Raw genomic sequence first — 15,499 nt, 5'->3', positions numbered from 1 at the left:
TGTCATGTTAATGGGAATGTGTCAAGGAGCACATTTTGATGTGCTATGCGTTGAACTCGTCTTGGCGGTGGCCAAGCCCAAGCAACGCTTCTATGGCGGCAACGCTTCGCGCAGCGGCCTTGCCATCGCCATAGGGGTTCACGGCGAGTGCCATGGTTTGGAAATATTCCAGATCCTGAATCAGGCGATTTACTTCCGAGACGATAGTGTCCTCATTTGTGCCAATGAGTTTGACGGTTCCCGCCAGTACGGCCTCGGGGCGTTCGGTGTTGTCTCTCAGGACAAGTACGGGCTTGCCCAAACTCGGTGCCTCCTCTTGGACTCCACCGGAATCGGTCAATACCATGTAGGCCATGGAGATCAAGCGTGTGAACTCACCGTACGCCAGCGGTTCAGTGACTAGTACGTTGGTCTTGCCCGCAATGGCCGGCAGAACAGCTTCCCGCACGATCGGGTTTTTGTGCGCCGGGAGAACAATCATCATCTTTGGGTATGCGTCCGCGATGCGGGCGAGTGCGCGCCCGACTCCTCGCATGGCGTCGCCTTGGTTTTCACGCCGGTGGGTTGTCACCAAGAGGATCTGCTGACCCGTTGAGCTGAGGGTTTCCAGAGCTGGATCGGTAAAGGGAATTTGCTTGTTCACCGTCGTCAAGAGGGCATCGATGACTGTGTTTCCCGTGACCACAATGTCGGCTTCATTCACGCCTTCATTGAGGAGGTTCTGCTTACTTGTGCTGGTAGGTGCCAAGTGCAGGCTAGCAAGCTGGGTGGTGATCTTCCTATTCGCTTCCTCAGGGAAGGGCGAAAACAGGTTGTGACTGCGCAGTCCGGCTTCGGCGTGCACCACAGGGATGCCGGCATAGAAAGCGGCAATGGCCCCGGCCGTGGACGTGGTTGTGTCGCCTTGGACCACTACTACGTCCGGCTTAGATTGCGCAAAGAGCTTGTCCAGTCCGGTGATCGTCCGCGTGAGAATATCAGAAAGTGATTGGCCAGGTTGCAGAATATCCAAGTCATGATCCGGGACTATGTCGAAGAGTTCGTTGACCTGATCCAACATCTCGCGGTGTTGTCCTGTAACTGTCACCACACAATCGAGTTTTTCTGATGCTTTGAGTGCAGCAACAATAGGCGCCATCTTGATGGCTTCAGGACGGGTCCCATAGATGGGCATGACAACAGGCAAAGTTCCCCCAAAGAAGTGAATTGGATATCCGGCAAGCTTACCGGATAGGGGAGTTGCACTCGGGACTGAGGAATACGGTCAGCAATCCACCAGTCTCAATGACGAACCGCCGGAGCCATTCCTTGGGGGAAAGATCAGGATCTGTTGCAACCATCTGGATTTTGGAGGGGCTGCACTGATTCAGGAGCCGTTCAGATCTGGCTATGTGGTATTTGGAAGTCACCACCGCGAGCGACTTCCACCCACGTTCGGTGGCCAACAACCCGATAGCGTCCGCTTCACCACGGGTGTTCATGGGATCTGGGGTAAAGCAGATGACATCTGGATAGATGGCCTTGTTGCTGTGAGTATCGCAGTAGTCATCGGCGCTGGCATTGCCTGGGGTTCCGGTATTTGAAAGCACCAAGTAGGGCGCATCCAGTTCATCTCGGAGCAATAAGGCTTCGAGTAACCGTTCCTTGCTTGCACCACCAAGCATCACTACGGCCTCGGCTTTTTGTGGTGTGGGGGTGTGTACGTTGTAAAACAACTGACTTGCCACAAGCAGCCAAAGCACTACAACAGCCAGCACAGCCACGATCACGTGCTTGAGATGGCGGCGAAATGGGGTTGCGGTGGGAGGCATCGGCTAATTCTAACTGGCCATTGTTCTGGGACGCTCCGCTCACAAACGTTAGGAGGCGACGACGGGGTAGTACTTGGCCAGAGCTTCACGGACTCTGGAAAAGTCATTCCAGTCCCTCTCCACGTAGAACGGAATCTTGGCCCCTGCCAGTTTCCCAGCCAGCCCGCCCATCAGCGGTGCCGGAAAATTTTCGTACAAGGTGCTGTTGGCCCGCTCGTAAAAAGTAAGATCCAGCTGGGATCCTAGATTCAGGATCTCGGGTGGAATATCCCTGACCAAATCGTTGGCGATGTCATGACCGGCGTATTTGGCGACATATATGGTCAGGAAATCCAATGCGAAGTTTTCACCGAAGGCAAAGTGGGGACGCGCAGGCTTCTGAACTATAGGAATGTGAAGGTCGGTACCCAGCCGGTCCTCGATGATGTTCGCAAGGACCTGCTTTCGATACAGCTTTTCCTCACCCGGGCTGGCCAACGACAACAGCGAGTTGCCAATGTGCTCGCGTTGGTACCGGGCCAAAACCAACAGCGTGCCGATCTCGGTTAGTCCGAGGACATAGGGTGCATTCTGGAACCCAGCAGATTTGAACGGCAGGAAAGTACCTCCGGCCGCAGCCACGGGGTTGCTACGCAAATTATCAGCCCCCGCCTCCAGAATGCTGCCAAAAGTGTGGAATTCACGGCGTTGGTGTGAGCTGGCGAGAATAGCTCCGGCGCCCATGAATGACCAAGAGTTTTTCTTCAGGGGCGTATCTAGGAGGTTTGTAGAGACGATAGTGGTATCGAAATTCTCAAAGAAGGTGCGTTCCCGGCCGAAGCGGCCGCCGAAGTCCATGGACACCAGCTCTGTGCCGTCCGGCATTAGGGACAGCGCCGCAAGCGAATCAAAACCGCCGCTAAAACTCAGCACGTGCCCTTCGCGGCGGACGTCCACGGAATAGCCTGAACCGTTTGTGGTGACAGACGCAGAGGTGAAGACCTCTATCTCCTTCACAGTCCTCGCGGCTGGCGACAAATCCATGTAGATGTTCCGATATGTCTGTCCGCAGAGAGTTGAGAGGGCCACAGCCAACATATTGTCGTCCAAGTGGACAGGCTTGTTGAACTCAAACCACAAGGCGTGGCTATCTGTGGTTCCATCGGCTGAAATTATCACGCAATCGAGATCGATGCGTATCCCTCCAGCCATGCGAATGTTGCTGAAGGAGATGGAGTTCGGAACGTTCAAGAGAGTGCCTTCTGATTGGGGGCTTCGATGATTTTGAGAGGGAAGAAATATCCTTACTGCCCGAATTCCGGTAGGCGTTCGCCCTGTCCCAGAAGCCGGCTGATGGCCGCCACGGTCCGGGCGGCTGCCTCGCCATCGCCGTAGGGATTCGTTGCGTTGGCCATGGAGTTGAAAGCGTGTTGGTCGGTGAGAAGCTGGTTGACTTCATTGACGATGACGTATTCATCAGTGCCAATAAGTTTGACCGTGCCGGCCACAACGGCTTCCGGGCGTTCGGTGTTGTCTCTCATAACTAAGACAGGCTTGCCAAGACTGGGAGCCTCTTCCTGGACTCCGCCGGAATCGGTGAGAACCACGTGTGCCAATGAAATGAGTCGTGTGAATTCACCATAGGGGAGTGGCTCAGTTACTAGCACGTTGTCCTTGCCCTCCAAGGCGGGGAGAACAGCTTCTCGAACGGCCGGGTTTTTGTGTGCGGGAAGAACTATGACCAGGTCTGGGTGTGAGTCTGCCAGAGTGGCAAGCGCTCGCCCTACGCCTCTCATGGCGTCACCCTGATTTTCGCGCCGGTGGGTGGTGACGAGGAGAATGCGTCGGCCGGAAACTGCCAGGGCTTCCAACGCAGGATCGGTGAAGGGAATGTTCTTGCCGACGGTGGTTAGCAAGGCATCTATGACGGTGTTGCCCGTGACCACAACGTGGTCAGGATTGACGCCTTCGGCGAGAAGGTTGGCTTTGGAGGTGCTGGTGGGGGCCAAGTGCAAAGATGCGATTTGCGTGGTGATTTTGCGGTTTGCCTCCTCCGGGAACGGAGAGAACAGATTGTGAGATCGCAGTCCAGCCTCGGCATGGACCACAGGGATGCCCGCGTAGAATGCCGCGATCGCGCCAGCCGTGGAGGTGGTGGTATCTCCTTGGACAATGACGATGTCCGGTCGGACCGACTTGAAAAGCTCATCGAGTCCGGTGATGGTGCGAGTCAGGATGTCTGATAGGGACTGTCCACCCTGATGGATGTTCAGGTCATGGTCTGGGGTGATGCCAAAGAGATCATTGACCTGATCAAGCATTTCACGGTGCTGTCCAGTGACTGTCACCACGCACTCAAAAGCTGGGTCAGCCTTAAGCGCCGCAACGATGGGGGCCATCTTGATGGCTTCCGGACGAGTGCCATAGATAGGCATAACAACAGACATGGTTCACCTTTGTGGTTTGCGAGGAGCACGATCGCTCTGGAATCGAAGGGTAGCTACGCCGGATATGCGCCGGCCCGGCACAGAATATGTCTTCACGCTACTGGGCAACTAGAGCATGAATGCGCCATTGCCAATGGATATGACAAGCGTTCCTCGGAGTTTCATCTCGGCAACCCCGAAGAGGCTCTTTGCGTTCAACTGAAGTTCATTATATTCTGACTGACTGAATGGCAGCGATGGCAAGCACCTGCTGGCCACACCATGAACATCGAAACTGAAGGTCCCCAGTTGCCAAACCATTCAAGCCGTGAGCCGACGGACACTGCTGCTGTTCCCCGCAAGGATGTGGCAACCACGATGCGGACGGCACTTTGGCATCTTCGCAAAGGCGGTTTGAGCCAGGTCCGTACTTGGGCCCAGTCCAAAGGCTTGCAAAGCGATGAGCCCGCCGTGAAGGAACGCTCTGGGGCTACCGGAGCCTGGGTGGGAACTGGGAGCGACCGTCGCCTGGAATTCGCTCCGGCCTCCGTTGAAAGCCAGTGTGGCCCGAGGAATCCTCAGGTTCGGGCCGCTGTTATTCTTGACGACTTCTCAAATTTGGCTTTCAGTAGCGAGTGGCACTGCACCCAGCTGTCCCGAAAGTCTTGGCGGGATCAGGTTGAGGCCGCGGATTTCAACCTACTCTTCGTGGAATCTGCTTGGGCCGGCTATAAGAAGGAATGGTTTGGAAAGCTCGACGGTGGCAGTCACCAGGGTTCCGAACTTGCGGACATCGTCGCTTACTTTGCCAGCAAGGGAATTCCTACTGTGTTCTGGAACAAGGAAGATCCGGTGCACTTTGGCGACTTCCTCGCCGCGGCCCGCCTCTTCGACCATGTCTTTACCTCCGATGCTGACAGGATCCCGGCCTACCTGCAGGAACTCGGCCATGACAAGGTTGGGCTCTTGCCCTTTGCCGCACAGCCCAGACTCCACAACCCGATACGCCCAGATACGGGCTGGCACGAACGTGATGTTGCCTTTGGGGGCATGTATTTCAGTGAAAAATATGACTCACGACGTGCACAAATGGACCTCCTCCTCGGCACGGCGGCCAGGCTCTCAAGCAATATGGAGCATGGCTTGGAGATCTTTTCCCGGCAGCTTGGCGGCGCTGGAAAATATCAATTCCCGAATGACTTGGCCAGACACGTTGTAGGCAGCCTTGAATATCCCCAAATGCTCACGGCTTACAAGGCCTACAAGGCAATGCTGAACGTCAACACCATCACCGAATCCTCGACCATGTGCGCGCGGAGAGTCTTTGAAATCCTGGCCTCCGGCACAAACGTCATCTCCACGCCGAGCAAGGCTCTTTCGCAGCTATTTGAACCCGGTGAAATTCATGTCTGCGCCACAGAACACGAAGTCGAAGAGGCCGTGACTGCCCTAACGCGGGATCCTTTCGCCGGTGAAAGGGGGCTGCATCTGGCTCAGCGCCGGATCTGGGATGGACACACATACCGTCACCGCTGCGAGAGCGTCCTAGCGGCATTTGCCCCGCACTTGGCTCTTGGAGAGAGCTCGCGCCAAGTTACCGCCGTCGTGCTTGTGGACGAAATGGCTCAGATACAACATGTTTTGGAAACAGCTGGCGGTCAACTTGGTGTGAATCTGGAGTTACTGCTTGTAACTCGCGGTTTCAGCCTCAGCGATGACGAGATTACGAATCTTGGAGCGGGCTATGAGGGCTTGACCGTCACGGGGTTGAGAGCTGATGCAACGAGCAGCCGCGGCGAATGCCTGAATCTGGCCATCGAAGCGTCGAACGGACACTTTATAGCGCTGATGGATGCCGCCGATCACTACGGCCCCCACTATCTCTGTGACCAGCTGTTCGCCTTGGGTTACTCGGGTGCCGACGTGGTTGGCAAACAGACACACTATGCCTTTAATCGAAGGACCGGTCAGGGGAACTGGAAGTCGCGCCAAAGCGAGCACCATTGGACCACTTCGGTGCTTAGCTCCACTGTCACGGCGACGTCAGAGACTTTCGCAGCGCTACCTTTCCGCTTGCAGGAGCAGGGTCCAGAACAGGAATTCCTGGACCGGCTGCATCAAGGTGGCGGCACCATCTATTCGGCAGACCGATTCAACTACCTTCGCCTTACGCAGGGTAAGCAGCCTTCGCCGGCGTCAGCTGGAACTGCTGACACTGCACTTGCTGTCCACACATCAAATATTTTCTTTTAGGGGTAAGAAGACATGAATACCATCAACCACGTAGCCGTTGTTGGCTTGGGTTACATTGGCCTGCCAACGGCCGCAATTCTGGCTAGTAAGGGTGTCCGGGTCAGTGGCGTGGACTTGAACGAAAGGACCATCGCCGCAATTAACGCCGGTGAAGTGCCGTTTGTTGAGCCCGGGCTAGGCGCCGTGGTCAAAGACGCCGTCGACCGAGGATTTCTCACGGCGGGCACCGAAACTCCAGCAGCAGAGGCCTACATCGTTGCCGTGCCGACGCCGTTTCTAGCTGACAAAAGCGTGGATGTGCGATTCATCCATGCAGCAGCAGAGGGTATTGCTCCTCAGCTGCGCGGTGGGGAACTAATCATTTTGGAATCGACGGCGCCCCCTGGGACCTCGGAAAGACTAGGGCAGTTCTTGATTGAATTACGCCCTGACTTGTCGCTGCGTAACGGTGAAGGGAAGCCTGCCATTCACGTGGCGCATTGCCCGGAGCGCGTGTTGCCGGGGAAGATCATGGAAGAGATGGTGAGTAATGACCGCATCATTGGCGGTGTATCGCCTGAGGCGGCGGTACTTGCCCGTGACTTGTACGCGGTGTTCTGTGAGGGTGAATTGCTCATCACCGATGCTGCTACCGCTGAGCTGGCCAAGCTGGTGGAAAACTCCTTCCGGGATGTCAACATTGCTTTTGCCAATGAACTCTCTGTAATCTCCGGGAAATTCGGCGTCAACGTGTGGGAACTGATCAGGCTGGCCAACCACCACCCCCGCGTCAACATTCTTCAGCCTGGCCCTGGCGTAGGCGGCCACTGCATCGCCGTGGATCCGTGGTTTATTGTGGCGGGTGCACCCGAGGAATCCCGTCTCATCCGCACAGCTCGTGAGGTAAACGACGCCAAACCCCGCTGGGTAGTAGAGCAGGTCTTAGCCGGGCTGAAATCGTTCCCGGAGGACGCCGAAATCGCGGTCTTGGGGTTGGCCTTCAAAGCCAATATTGATGATTTGCGCGAATCACCTTCAGTGGAGATTGCCCTTGATCTGGCTCGACGTCTGCCCAATCGAATGATCAATGTTGCAGAACCACACATTAGCGTCTTGCCCCAAGCATTTGATGAAACCGATAACGTAACTCTGGTCAGTGTCGGTGAAGCCATTAAGCGCTCTGGAGTAGTAGCTGTGCTGGTTGATCACGATGAAGTGAAGGCAATTGATCAGCTCGCTTTTACTGGACGTGCAGTGGTTGATACACGGGGTATCGTGAATTCAACTGAGAGCGCATTCAGCACAGCAATGTTGGTGTCCTGAGGTGAAACAACTGGTACACCTACGTAAAAGCCGGTTCCTTCAGATCATCGCCTCATTTTTAGCGTTGGTGATTGTCGCCGCTGTTGTCTACATGTCCGTTGGTGCACGGATTCTCCCCGCGATGGGTATCAGCCTGCTATCGCTGATTGTTGGAATTTTGGCATCGAGAGTGATCCAGCTTGAATGGAAGGTGGCGACCACTGCGAAGTCAATTAACACGAGAAATGTTGAACTTGACGCGCGGTTTGATTCGCTCAAACAGCTGCTTCGAAATGAGTTTAGGGCCCAACCATCTGTTGTTGGCCCTGCAACAACAATTGAGAAAGCCAGCCCTGTCAAGCATGCCCCTGTCGCGGCCAAGAATGCACCTGTCATGCCCAGTGCCACAGGCCAACTAGTCATTGGGCGTACCGCCGCCAGTGTTCCCGAATCAGTGCAACGCCAATCAGTATTGTTTGATCTTCTCAACCATGGATCAAGGGGTGGCTCGCGTCCAAACCTTACAGGTGTCCTTTCTCGTGAGCTGAAAGACGTTTTGCAGGGTCAGTACCAGGTCACTGAACTCTCCCCGAGTGTCGCTAGGGAGCAGATTGCCCGGTCCGGACCTACTCAGGTGGTGATTGACCAGAGGGCATTCGAATCGGGCGCTTGGTTCGGAGCGGACGCCGCTACGGGAACTCTTCTTTTTACGGAGCTGGCAGCCACCATCGAGCTCGCCAAGAGTTCGGGTATTCCCGTGTGGTTTATTGCAACAGATTCCGTCCCGAGCCCTTACACGAACGAATACCGCAGACTGGCCACTTCCGTCTTCGGTTTTAACAGCTCCGAGGCGGCATGGGACGAAGGGCTCTCCGTCAGATTTCTTGATGCCGTCAATGAGTATTTAGCAGGAGTTCAAAATTAAGATGTTAAACGAGAAACTTAATGCGACCAGCGGGTCAGTCACGGCGTCTGGCCGACGAATTCTCCTTTATGGAGATGTGAATTTGAATATCATAGATGGGTCCGCCATCTGGTTGATGTCCATGACCGAAGCCTTAGCTGCGACAAACTCCCATGTGACATTGCTGCTTAAATCGCGTGTGACACGAGACGGCTTTTTGGGCCGCATAGCGAAGCTGGGCAATGTTGACATCATTGAACCGTTCTCGGGAAGACCAGACTCGAGCGATGCCGAACTGGCGCCTCGTGCCGCGGCCCAGAAACTTGCAGAAATAGACAAGGTCATCGCCGCAGACATCGTCATCTGCCGTGGTTCCAAGGTGTGCGCCCATGTAGCTGCCTCTGCACAGCTGGGCTCCAAATCTTGGATCTACATGACGGATATTCCGCACCCCGTGGAAAAAATTGGGGAAGCACGGTTGCAGCAGCTGCGGGCTTCCATCGGGACATGCAAGCGAATTTTTGCTCAGACCAGGGATGCACAATCGTACTTGGAAGCAGCTATTCCTGAAGCCTGTGGCAAGACACTCATTCTAAATCCCATGGTTCCGGATGAGTACTACCGGTACCTGCCTAGGGAATCTGATGATGACACAACGAGGATTGTCTACTCGGGGAAATTTGCCAAGGATTGGCGCACTCTTGAGATGTGCGAATTGCCCGATGCGCTAAGCGCGGCCGGCTTGTCGTCGTCGATAACCATGATTGGTGACAAGTTTCAGGACAATCCTGCGGACAAGAACTGGGCGTCGCTTATGCAAGACGCCATTCACAATGATGGAGTGAATTGGCTCGGTGGTATGCCTAGAGACGAAGCGGCCTTGGAGGTGGCCCGACACGACGTTTCGCTAAGCTGGCGCAGTAGGGATATGGACGACAGCTTTGAGATCTCCACAAAGGTCCTAGAATCGGCAGCAATGGCGGTACCGCCAGTGATTAATAGGACGGCTTCACATGAGGAGATTTTCGGGGCTGACTATCCTCTTTTTTTGGAAGACGACGATGAAAATTTGGTCGTGAAAACCATTTCATCATTGGGTTCTGTCAGCAGGTCACTACGAGAACGTGTGCGTCGGTCCGTGGAACCGTACTCGATCTCTTCCTCGGCGGCTCGCTTGGAAGAGTATTTTGTTGCTACAGAAGCAGACTACTCAATAGTTCCTAAAGGGAAGAAGAAGACCCGCGTTCTGTTGGTCAGCCATGATTTCAAGTTCGCCGGCGAACTAGTAAACATGTTGTCGTCTCGCGAGGACATAGAACTAAGGTTTGATCGGTGGACCTCGCTGCACACCCATCAAGAGAGTCATTCCAAGGAGATGCTCGACTGGGCAGATGTCATAATCTGCGAATGGGCCGGCCCAAACGCGGTCTGGTACTCAAACAACAAGCGGCGGCGTCAAAAGCTAATTGTCCGGCTGCATATGTTCGAGCTACGTGGGCCCTGGCTGCAAAATATTGATGTGGATGAGATCGACACTTTGGTTTGTGTCTCAGACTTGTACGAGGAACGAGTCCGAGCAACGCCCGGTTGGGAAGATGCCAACATTCGTGTCATTCCTAACGCAGTGGATGGGCACGATCTGTTCCGCGCTAAGCTCGATGGCAGCCACTTTCGTTTAGGTATTGTTGGCATTGTCCCGATTCGAAAGCGCCTTGATCGTGCCGTGGACCTGCTCTCCGGCCTGCTGGAACGAGACGAGCGCTATACCCTTCATGTTCGGGGACGCATGCCATGGGAGTACTCCTATGAATGGAACAAGCCGACTCAGCAACTAGCCTACCGGCAGATTTTTGCGGACATAGGTGCTGATGAAAAGCTACGTAAAGCTATAGTCTTCGAACCGTTCGGTGCGGACATGGGCTCGTGGATGAGAAAAATCGGGTTCATGCTTTCCCCCAGCTCCGATGAGAGCTTTCACCTGGCACCAGCTGAGGGCATGGCTAGTGGGGCAATTCCCGTCTTCTGGCCCAGGCCAGGAGTTGAAGGAATTTTTGGTGACAGATGGCTAATCAATGACACTGAATCGGCCGTAAATCAGATTCACTCACTGGCGCTGGATGAGAGCACCCGATCAATAGAATCGTCGGCTGCCAGAGCATACAGCAGAAGGTTCGAAGCCGGTACGGTCGTGACTAGCTGGCTAGAAGAGATCCTGTAACAAGAGCTCGGATCTGTCGGACCTTGAGCAGCCCCTTCGAACGTCCAATGCTCTGGAGGCATGAAAACAGTCTTGGCCAAAATGACGTTAGGTGGCTTCGAGAGTTCGGCAACTATATGGGAAGTGGATAGTTATGGATCAGCAGTTCGACGTGAGTACGATTGGCGACTTGAAATACATGACCATGAGAGATGCCAAGGTCCTCCCGGGAGCGTTGACAAGCTCGAACGGCACCGTAAGAGGAGGCATAGCCCCGGTTGATGGGTCTCCAGTTTTCATGAACCAGCTGAGGCAGGTCAACGGAGAAGTCGTCAGCCTGAACCGTTTCAGACACGGTGACCCAACAGGATTCGGCCGCAAAGGCGAACTGCCCGCGTATTTCTCAGGAACATATATTTATTTGGGTCCGCTCCATCGCCACTTCGGTCACTTTGTGACCGAATCGATGACACGCATATGGTACTCACTTCTCGCCACTTCGCCCGATTTGGAATTAGTTGTCTTGCCAGAGGTTGACTCTATTGCGGACCGTGATAGCTTTTGTTTCGATAATTTGCAGAGTTGGCAAAAGGACATCTTTCGATATTTTGGAACCGAACGCCTACATTTTGTGCGCTCAATGTCCATATTCGAAAATCTTATTGTGCCCCAGCAAGGAGGGATACTTTTTTCAGAATCCCACTCCGAGACTTACCTCGGCATCCTAACTGCCCGACGGATTGAAATGCTAGGGAAAGCGGCGGTGAAAGCGAAGGTCTTCTACCAGCGTCCCGAGAATGTTCCCACTGGGAAGGTCGCCGGCGAGGAGTACATCGCAACATTCCTGAGTACCTGCGGCTACCTAGCTGTCTTCCCTGAAAAGCTCTCGGGTGCTGAGCAAATACAGATTGCCGCCACGGCCTCAAAAGCCATTTCAACGCAAGGCTCTGCTTTGCACGCGTTCAATCTGTTGGGCAGGAATGGGGTGGATGTTCTTGTACTTCAGCGTTCTGCAACTAGCGCATTAAAGGCGTTTAGTGACACCGTGGAACCATACGTAAATTCCATGACGATTCATGAACCAGCTGTGAACTTACCCGGGGAAAATCATTCTTCCGGGTTGCAGATACTGGATGTGGAAGTTTTTTTGATTCAGCTCACTGAATTTGACGAGGATATAGATCCCAAATTGTTCGACTACGCAGCTTTTTATGGCGCTGTTTTGAAAGATATGCAATTGTTCCTTCAATCGGTCCCAAAGTGAGGTCCGTCAGGGGCTGAATCGGTGAAAGGGTGTCAGCTTTGCAACGTTGGACGATGCCATAGCCGCATTGTTGTTGAGCGGCCGGAACTGATCAGCGCACTGATTCGGGACTTCCTAGCTCAGGTTTGAGGTTACCGCGGGGCCGTTACCCGCGAGAGCGCCTGAGTAGCCACAAGAAGTAGGGTCCGCCGATCAGGTCGATCATCATTCCGGCTGGAATCTGGACCGGCGGAATGAGGATGTGGCCCAGAACATCGGCCTTGGAGACCAGCAGCGCTCCCAAAAGCATCGAGTTTGGGGTCAGCTGGCCATGCTGTGTGCCAGCCGAGTCCAGGGCAACGGACACGCTCGGTGACGGGTTTATGAGTTCGTTGATATCTCGGGGTTTCTTTTGGTGAAAGACCGCGGTGGCACGGACGCTCCGGGGTTAGCATGGCTGCATGGGTACACAGAATTTGCCGCAGGTTCCGGCCGCTAGGAATGTGCTGTCCGTGCTGCGCTATGTGGCGGCGCAGGCCGGCCCTGTGGGGGCGGCTGCCATTGCCCGCGAGGTGGACCTGCCCCGCTCCACCACCTACCACCTGCTGGCAGCCCTGGTGGATGACGGCTTTGTGGTGCACCTTCCCGAAGAACGCAAGTACGCCCTCGGTGTCACCGCCCATGAGCTCGGCACAGGGTACTCCCGGCAGGCTCCGCTGCAGCGGCTGGCCCGCTTTCCTCTCGCACAGCTGGTGGAACGGACGAAGCGGACGGCCCACCTGGCTGTCATGCATGGGCGCGAGGTCATTTACGTCATTGAGGAACGGGCCAAACGGCAGACTGACTTGGTGACTAATCCGGGCGTTCGGCTGCCGGCCCACCTGACGGCGAGTGGCCGCGCCATGCTGGCTGCCATGCCGGCTGAGCAGCTGGCCGCCCTGTATCCGGGGCCTGAGGCCTTTCCTTCTCGCTACGAGACGGGTGTCAATTCGGTGCCCGCGCTGAATGAGCTGCTGGTTCAAATCCGGGCGAGAAGCTTCTCGTGGGAACAGGACGAGGTTACCGACGGCTTCTCCAGCATTGCTGTCCCCGTGCTGGACCGCAGCGGGCTGGCCGTGGCCAGCGTGACCCTGACGGTGGCCAACCGTCCCGCCCTCATCCCGGCTGCCGCGGCCCGCAACACCGCAGAGGGCATAATTCAGGCGCGCACCGTTGACGTTGCGGAATTGGCGGAACGATGGCTGCCCGAGGTGTCCCGCTGCGCGGCCGAAATCTCACGGCGGCTGCGTCCCTTCGCCTGATACAGCCTTGGCCGCGCTGCCCAGCCAGGTGTCCACAACGCGCAGCACCGCGGCCTCCGCATCCCGGGAACCGAGCGTGACGCGCACACCCTCGCCGGCAAAGCTGCGGACGCTGACGCCTTCAGCCAAACACGCCGCTTCCAGCGCAGCCGCTCCGGCACCCACCGGAAGCCACAGGAAGTTCCCGCCACTGTTGGGAACGGCAATGCTGCGGGCGGCCAAGACGGGGCGCAGGGCATCCCTGCCGTTGCGTACCGTTGCCACATTTGCCTCCAGCGCTTCCGTGTCCGCGAGTGCGGCAACAGCGGCAGCCTCAGCCACCCTATTCAAGCCAAATGGAGGCGAGACCGCCCGCACCGCGGCCACAATGCCGGGGTGGGCCACCAGATAGCCAGCCCGCAGCCCAGCCAAGCCGTACGCCTTCGAAAAGGTGCGCAGCAGGATCAGATTCGGATGAGCCGCGAGCAGGGTGAGGCTCTGCTGGGAGGAGGATACGGCGTCGTCCATGAATTCCAGATAGGCCTGGTCCAGGACCACCAGCACAGGGGCGGGGATGTGCGCCAGCAGAGTGGCCAGTTCCGCCGCATCCAGCACGGTACCCGTGGGATTGTTGGGGCTGCACAGGATGACGGCAGCCGTGTCGGCGGTGATGGCCCGGGTCATGGCGGGCAGATCGTGCGTGTGGGTGGCGGTGAGCGGAACCTAGATATCGCGGGCTCCCGTGAGTCGGACCAGGATGGGGTAAGCCTCGTAGCTGCGCCACGCAAACACCACCTCCTTGCCGGGACCCGCGTACGCCGTCAGCAGTTGCGCCAGCACGGCAAGGGATCCCGCGCCGGTGGCGATCTGGTCCGCCTCGATGCCCAGCTCGCGGCTGAGCGCAGTGATCAGGGGATCGCCCTGCCTGGCACGGTGGTACTCTCTGACGGGCAGAACGGCCCAGCAGTGCAACGCGTAAAACGGTTCGGAAAGATGGTGGGATCCCATGACATACCTGAGTATCAACGGGGAAGAGCTGTATGTGGAAGTTACCGGTGCGGGAGATCCCGCCCTGTTGCTGCATGGCGGTTTCTGTTCCCTGGAGTCTCTGCGTGTACAGTCCGATGCGTTGATGGAGTATTACTAGGTCTTCGCCTTTGAACGGTCAGGCCATGGGCGTTCGGCCGACATTGACGCGGATTACAGCTACGCCCGCGGCATAGCCAAAACCCTCGCCTTTCTTGACGCCCAGGGCCTGGAATTGGTGCATGTGAATGGCTACAGTGACGGCGCGATCATTGGGCTGATGCTGGCTATGGATCATCCTGAGCGGGTGCGCTCGCTGGTAGCTATCAGCGCCAACCTTGATCCCGGCGTCTTCACCCCCGTAGCTGGCAATGGCCCCAGACTGGACTCCCCGCCGTCGGCTCCTATTGCCGGGGAATCGAAGCCGGATTTGGAGCGGATGCATTATGGGCGGCTCTCGCCGGACGGTGTCGGGCATGCAGACGCGGTCCTGGCTAAACTCATGCGGCTGTGGACCAGCGAGCCGAACCTCGATCCGGCCCATCGGGCCGCCGGCAGCGCACCGACGCTCATCATGTCGGGGGGCCGGGACTCAATCCCGCCGGCGCACAGCCTGCTGATTGCGGCGTCGATTCCGGGGGCGCAGCTCGCCATCGTGCCCGGCGCCGGCCACGGGTTGATTGCTGAGCGCCCGGAACTGATCAGCACCCTGATTCGGGACTTCCTGGCCCACGCCTGACGCGGCAGGCTACCCGCGCGAGCGCCGGAGCAGCCTTACAAAGTAAGGGCCGCCAATCAGGGCGATCATCAGCCCGGCTGGAATCTGGGCCGGCGAAATGAGGGTGCGGCCCAGAATATCGGCGACGGAGACCAGTAACGCGCCCAATAGCAGCGAGACCGGGATCAGCCGGCCATGCCGTGCGCCCACCAAGGCCCGGGCGGCTGTAGTTACGATCCGCGTATCGCTCAGAGGCTTCCGCACATCAACAGCCAGATCCATGGTCCTTAGCCTTGATCCACCGATAAAGTTCGGGGGCTGCTCGGCGTTTTAAACACGAAATGCCCGTCTTCTAGGGGAAAATATGGCTTACCACAGTCA

At 56.5% G+C, this 15,499-nt stretch carries 13 protein-coding genes and 3 pseudogenes; 8 read left to right on the top strand and 8 right to left on the bottom strand.

Features of this window, described 5'->3' with window-relative positions; genetic code table 11:
- Window positions 1–43: 43 nt before the first annotated feature.
- Genes wecB (AB0O97_RS14095) through wecB (AB0O97_RS14080) form a run of 4 tightly spaced genes read right to left on the bottom strand, consistent with a single transcriptional unit; the run spans window position 44 to window position 4,237 of the window.
- On the bottom strand, window positions 44–1,174 hold the full coding sequence (gene wecB, locus AB0O97_RS14095; RefSeq protein ID WP_363883500.1) for a UDP-N-acetylglucosamine 2-epimerase (non-hydrolyzing): 1,131 nt from the start codon (window positions 1,172–1,174) through the stop codon (window positions 44–46).
- 49 nt (window positions 1,175–1,223) lie between these two features.
- Window positions 1,224–1,811 carry an ElyC/SanA/YdcF family protein gene (locus AB0O97_RS14090; protein WP_363883498.1) on the bottom strand — a complete coding sequence of 196 codons (588 nt, stop codon included), beginning with the start codon at window positions 1,809–1,811 and terminating at the stop codon, window positions 1,224–1,226.
- Between the two features lie 48 nt (window positions 1,812–1,859).
- Window positions 1,860–3,041, bottom strand: coding sequence for a hypothetical protein (locus tag AB0O97_RS14085; protein WP_363883496.1), 1,182 nt, complete (start codon window positions 3,039–3,041; stop codon window positions 1,860–1,862).
- Window positions 3,042–3,094: 53 nt separating this feature from the next.
- A complete protein-coding gene (wecB, locus tag AB0O97_RS14080; RefSeq protein ID WP_363883494.1) occupies window positions 3,095–4,237 on the bottom strand; it encodes a UDP-N-acetylglucosamine 2-epimerase (non-hydrolyzing) in 1,143 nt (380 codons plus the stop codon).
- 261 nt (window positions 4,238–4,498) lie between these two features.
- Between wecB (AB0O97_RS14080) and AB0O97_RS14075 the strand changes: the two genes are divergently transcribed.
- The 5 genes from AB0O97_RS14075 to AB0O97_RS14055 all read left to right on the top strand — a co-directional run bounded on the left by AB0O97_RS14075 (window position 4,499) and on the right by AB0O97_RS14055 (window position 12,115).
- The gene (locus AB0O97_RS14075; RefSeq protein WP_363883492.1) at window positions 4,499–6,469 is read left to right on the top strand and encodes a glycosyltransferase; all 1,971 of its coding nucleotides are present in this window, start codon (window positions 4,499–4,501) and stop codon (window positions 6,467–6,469) included.
- Window positions 6,470–6,481: 12 nt separating this feature from the next.
- Window positions 6,482–7,771: a UDP-N-acetyl-D-mannosamine dehydrogenase gene (gene wecC, locus AB0O97_RS14070; RefSeq protein ID WP_363883490.1), complete on the top strand. Its 1,290-nt coding sequence runs from the start codon at window positions 6,482–6,484 to the stop codon at window positions 7,769–7,771.
- A gap of 1 nt (window position 7,772) precedes the next feature.
- Window positions 7,773–8,675: a hypothetical protein gene (locus AB0O97_RS14065; RefSeq protein WP_363883488.1), complete on the top strand. Its 903-nt coding sequence runs from the start codon at window positions 7,773–7,775 to the stop codon at window positions 8,673–8,675.
- Between the two features lie 76 nt (window positions 8,676–8,751).
- On the top strand, window positions 8,752–10,872 hold the full coding sequence (locus AB0O97_RS14060) for a glycosyltransferase (protein WP_363883487.1): 2,121 nt from the start codon (window positions 8,752–8,754) through the stop codon (window positions 10,870–10,872).
- A gap of 133 nt (window positions 10,873–11,005) precedes the next feature.
- Window positions 11,006–12,115: a glycosyltransferase 61 family protein gene (locus AB0O97_RS14055; protein ID WP_363883485.1), complete on the top strand. Its 1,110-nt coding sequence runs from the start codon at window positions 11,006–11,008 to the stop codon at window positions 12,113–12,115.
- A 145-nt stretch (window positions 12,116–12,260) separates the two neighbouring features.
- On the opposite strand, the gene AB0O97_RS14050 is transcribed toward AB0O97_RS14055, so the two are convergent.
- A complete protein-coding gene (locus AB0O97_RS14050; protein WP_363883483.1) occupies window positions 12,261–12,461 on the bottom strand; it encodes an iron chelate uptake ABC transporter family permease subunit in 201 nt (66 codons plus the stop codon).
- A gap of 94 nt (window positions 12,462–12,555) precedes the next feature.
- On the opposite strand from AB0O97_RS14050, the gene AB0O97_RS14045 reads away from it, so the two are divergent.
- Window positions 12,556–13,395, top strand: a complete 840-nt coding sequence (locus AB0O97_RS14045; RefSeq protein WP_363883481.1) for an IclR family transcriptional regulator — start codon at window positions 12,556–12,558, stop codon at window positions 13,393–13,395.
- On the opposite strand, the pseudogene AB0O97_RS14040 reads toward AB0O97_RS14045, so the two are convergent.
- Together AB0O97_RS14040 and AB0O97_RS14035 are read right to left on the bottom strand one after the other, a co-directional pair.
- Window positions 13,369–14,073: pseudogene (locus tag AB0O97_RS14040) on the bottom strand (aminotransferase class I/II-fold pyridoxal phosphate-dependent enzyme); the annotation flags it as partial. The gene AB0O97_RS14045 and the pseudogene AB0O97_RS14040 sit on opposite strands and share 27 nt — an antisense overlap.
- A gap of 24 nt (window positions 14,074–14,097) precedes the next feature.
- Window positions 14,098–14,382: a hypothetical protein gene (locus AB0O97_RS14035; RefSeq protein WP_363883479.1), complete on the bottom strand. Its 285-nt coding sequence runs from the start codon at window positions 14,380–14,382 to the stop codon at window positions 14,098–14,100.
- Between AB0O97_RS14035 and AB0O97_RS14030 the strand changes: the two genes are divergently transcribed.
- Window positions 14,381–14,521, top strand: a complete 141-nt coding sequence (locus AB0O97_RS14030) for a hypothetical protein (protein ID WP_363883477.1) — start codon at window positions 14,381–14,383, stop codon at window positions 14,519–14,521. The two genes, AB0O97_RS14035 and AB0O97_RS14030, sit on opposite strands and share 2 nt — an antisense overlap.
- A 12-nt stretch (window positions 14,522–14,533) precedes the next feature.
- Window positions 14,534–15,139, top strand: a pseudogene (locus AB0O97_RS14025) (alpha/beta hydrolase); the annotation flags it as partial.
- A 9-nt stretch (window positions 15,140–15,148) separates the two neighbouring features.
- On the opposite strand, the pseudogene AB0O97_RS14020 reads toward AB0O97_RS14025, so the two are convergent.
- Window positions 15,149–15,343: pseudogene (locus AB0O97_RS14020) on the bottom strand (iron chelate uptake ABC transporter family permease subunit); the annotation flags it as partial.
- Window positions 15,344–15,499 lie beyond the last annotated feature (156 nt).

Origin of the sequence: Specibacter sp. NPDC078692 (assembly GCF_040686835.1) — a bacterium.
Classification (GTDB): Bacteria; Actinomycetota; Actinomycetes; order Actinomycetales; family Micrococcaceae; genus Specibacter.
The sequence above is the reverse complement of the archived record's forward strand: the minus strand, read 5'-3'. Positions and strand labels throughout refer to the sequence as shown.

Excerpts from the sequence above, each read along its gene's own strand:
- wecB (WP_363883500.1), bottom strand. The coding sequence starts at position 1,174 with ATGCCCATCTATGGGACCCGTCCTGAAGCCATCAAGATGGCGCCTATT.
- AB0O97_RS14090 (WP_363883498.1), bottom strand. The coding sequence starts at position 1,811 with ATGCCTCCCACCGCAACCCCATTTCGCCGCCATCTCAAGCACGTGATC.
- wecB (WP_363883494.1), bottom strand. The coding sequence starts at position 4,237 with ATGTCTGTTGTTATGCCTATCTATGGCACTCGTCCGGAAGCCATCAAG.
- AB0O97_RS14075 (WP_363883492.1), top strand. The coding sequence starts at position 4,499 with ATGAACATCGAAACTGAAGGTCCCCAGTTGCCAAACCATTCAAGCCGT.
- wecC (WP_363883490.1), top strand. The coding sequence starts at position 6,482 with ATGAATACCATCAACCACGTAGCCGTTGTTGGCTTGGGTTACATTGGC.
- AB0O97_RS14055 (WP_363883485.1), top strand. The coding sequence starts at position 11,006 with ATGGATCAGCAGTTCGACGTGAGTACGATTGGCGACTTGAAATACATG.
- AB0O97_RS14045 (WP_363883481.1), top strand. The coding sequence starts at position 12,556 with ATGGGTACACAGAATTTGCCGCAGGTTCCGGCCGCTAGGAATGTGCTG.
- AB0O97_RS14030 (WP_363883477.1), top strand. The coding sequence starts at position 14,381 with ATGACATACCTGAGTATCAACGGGGAAGAGCTGTATGTGGAAGTTACC.
- AB0O97_RS14035 (WP_363883479.1), bottom strand. The coding sequence starts at position 14,382 with ATGGGATCCCACCATCTTTCCGAACCGTTTTACGCGTTGCACTGCTGG.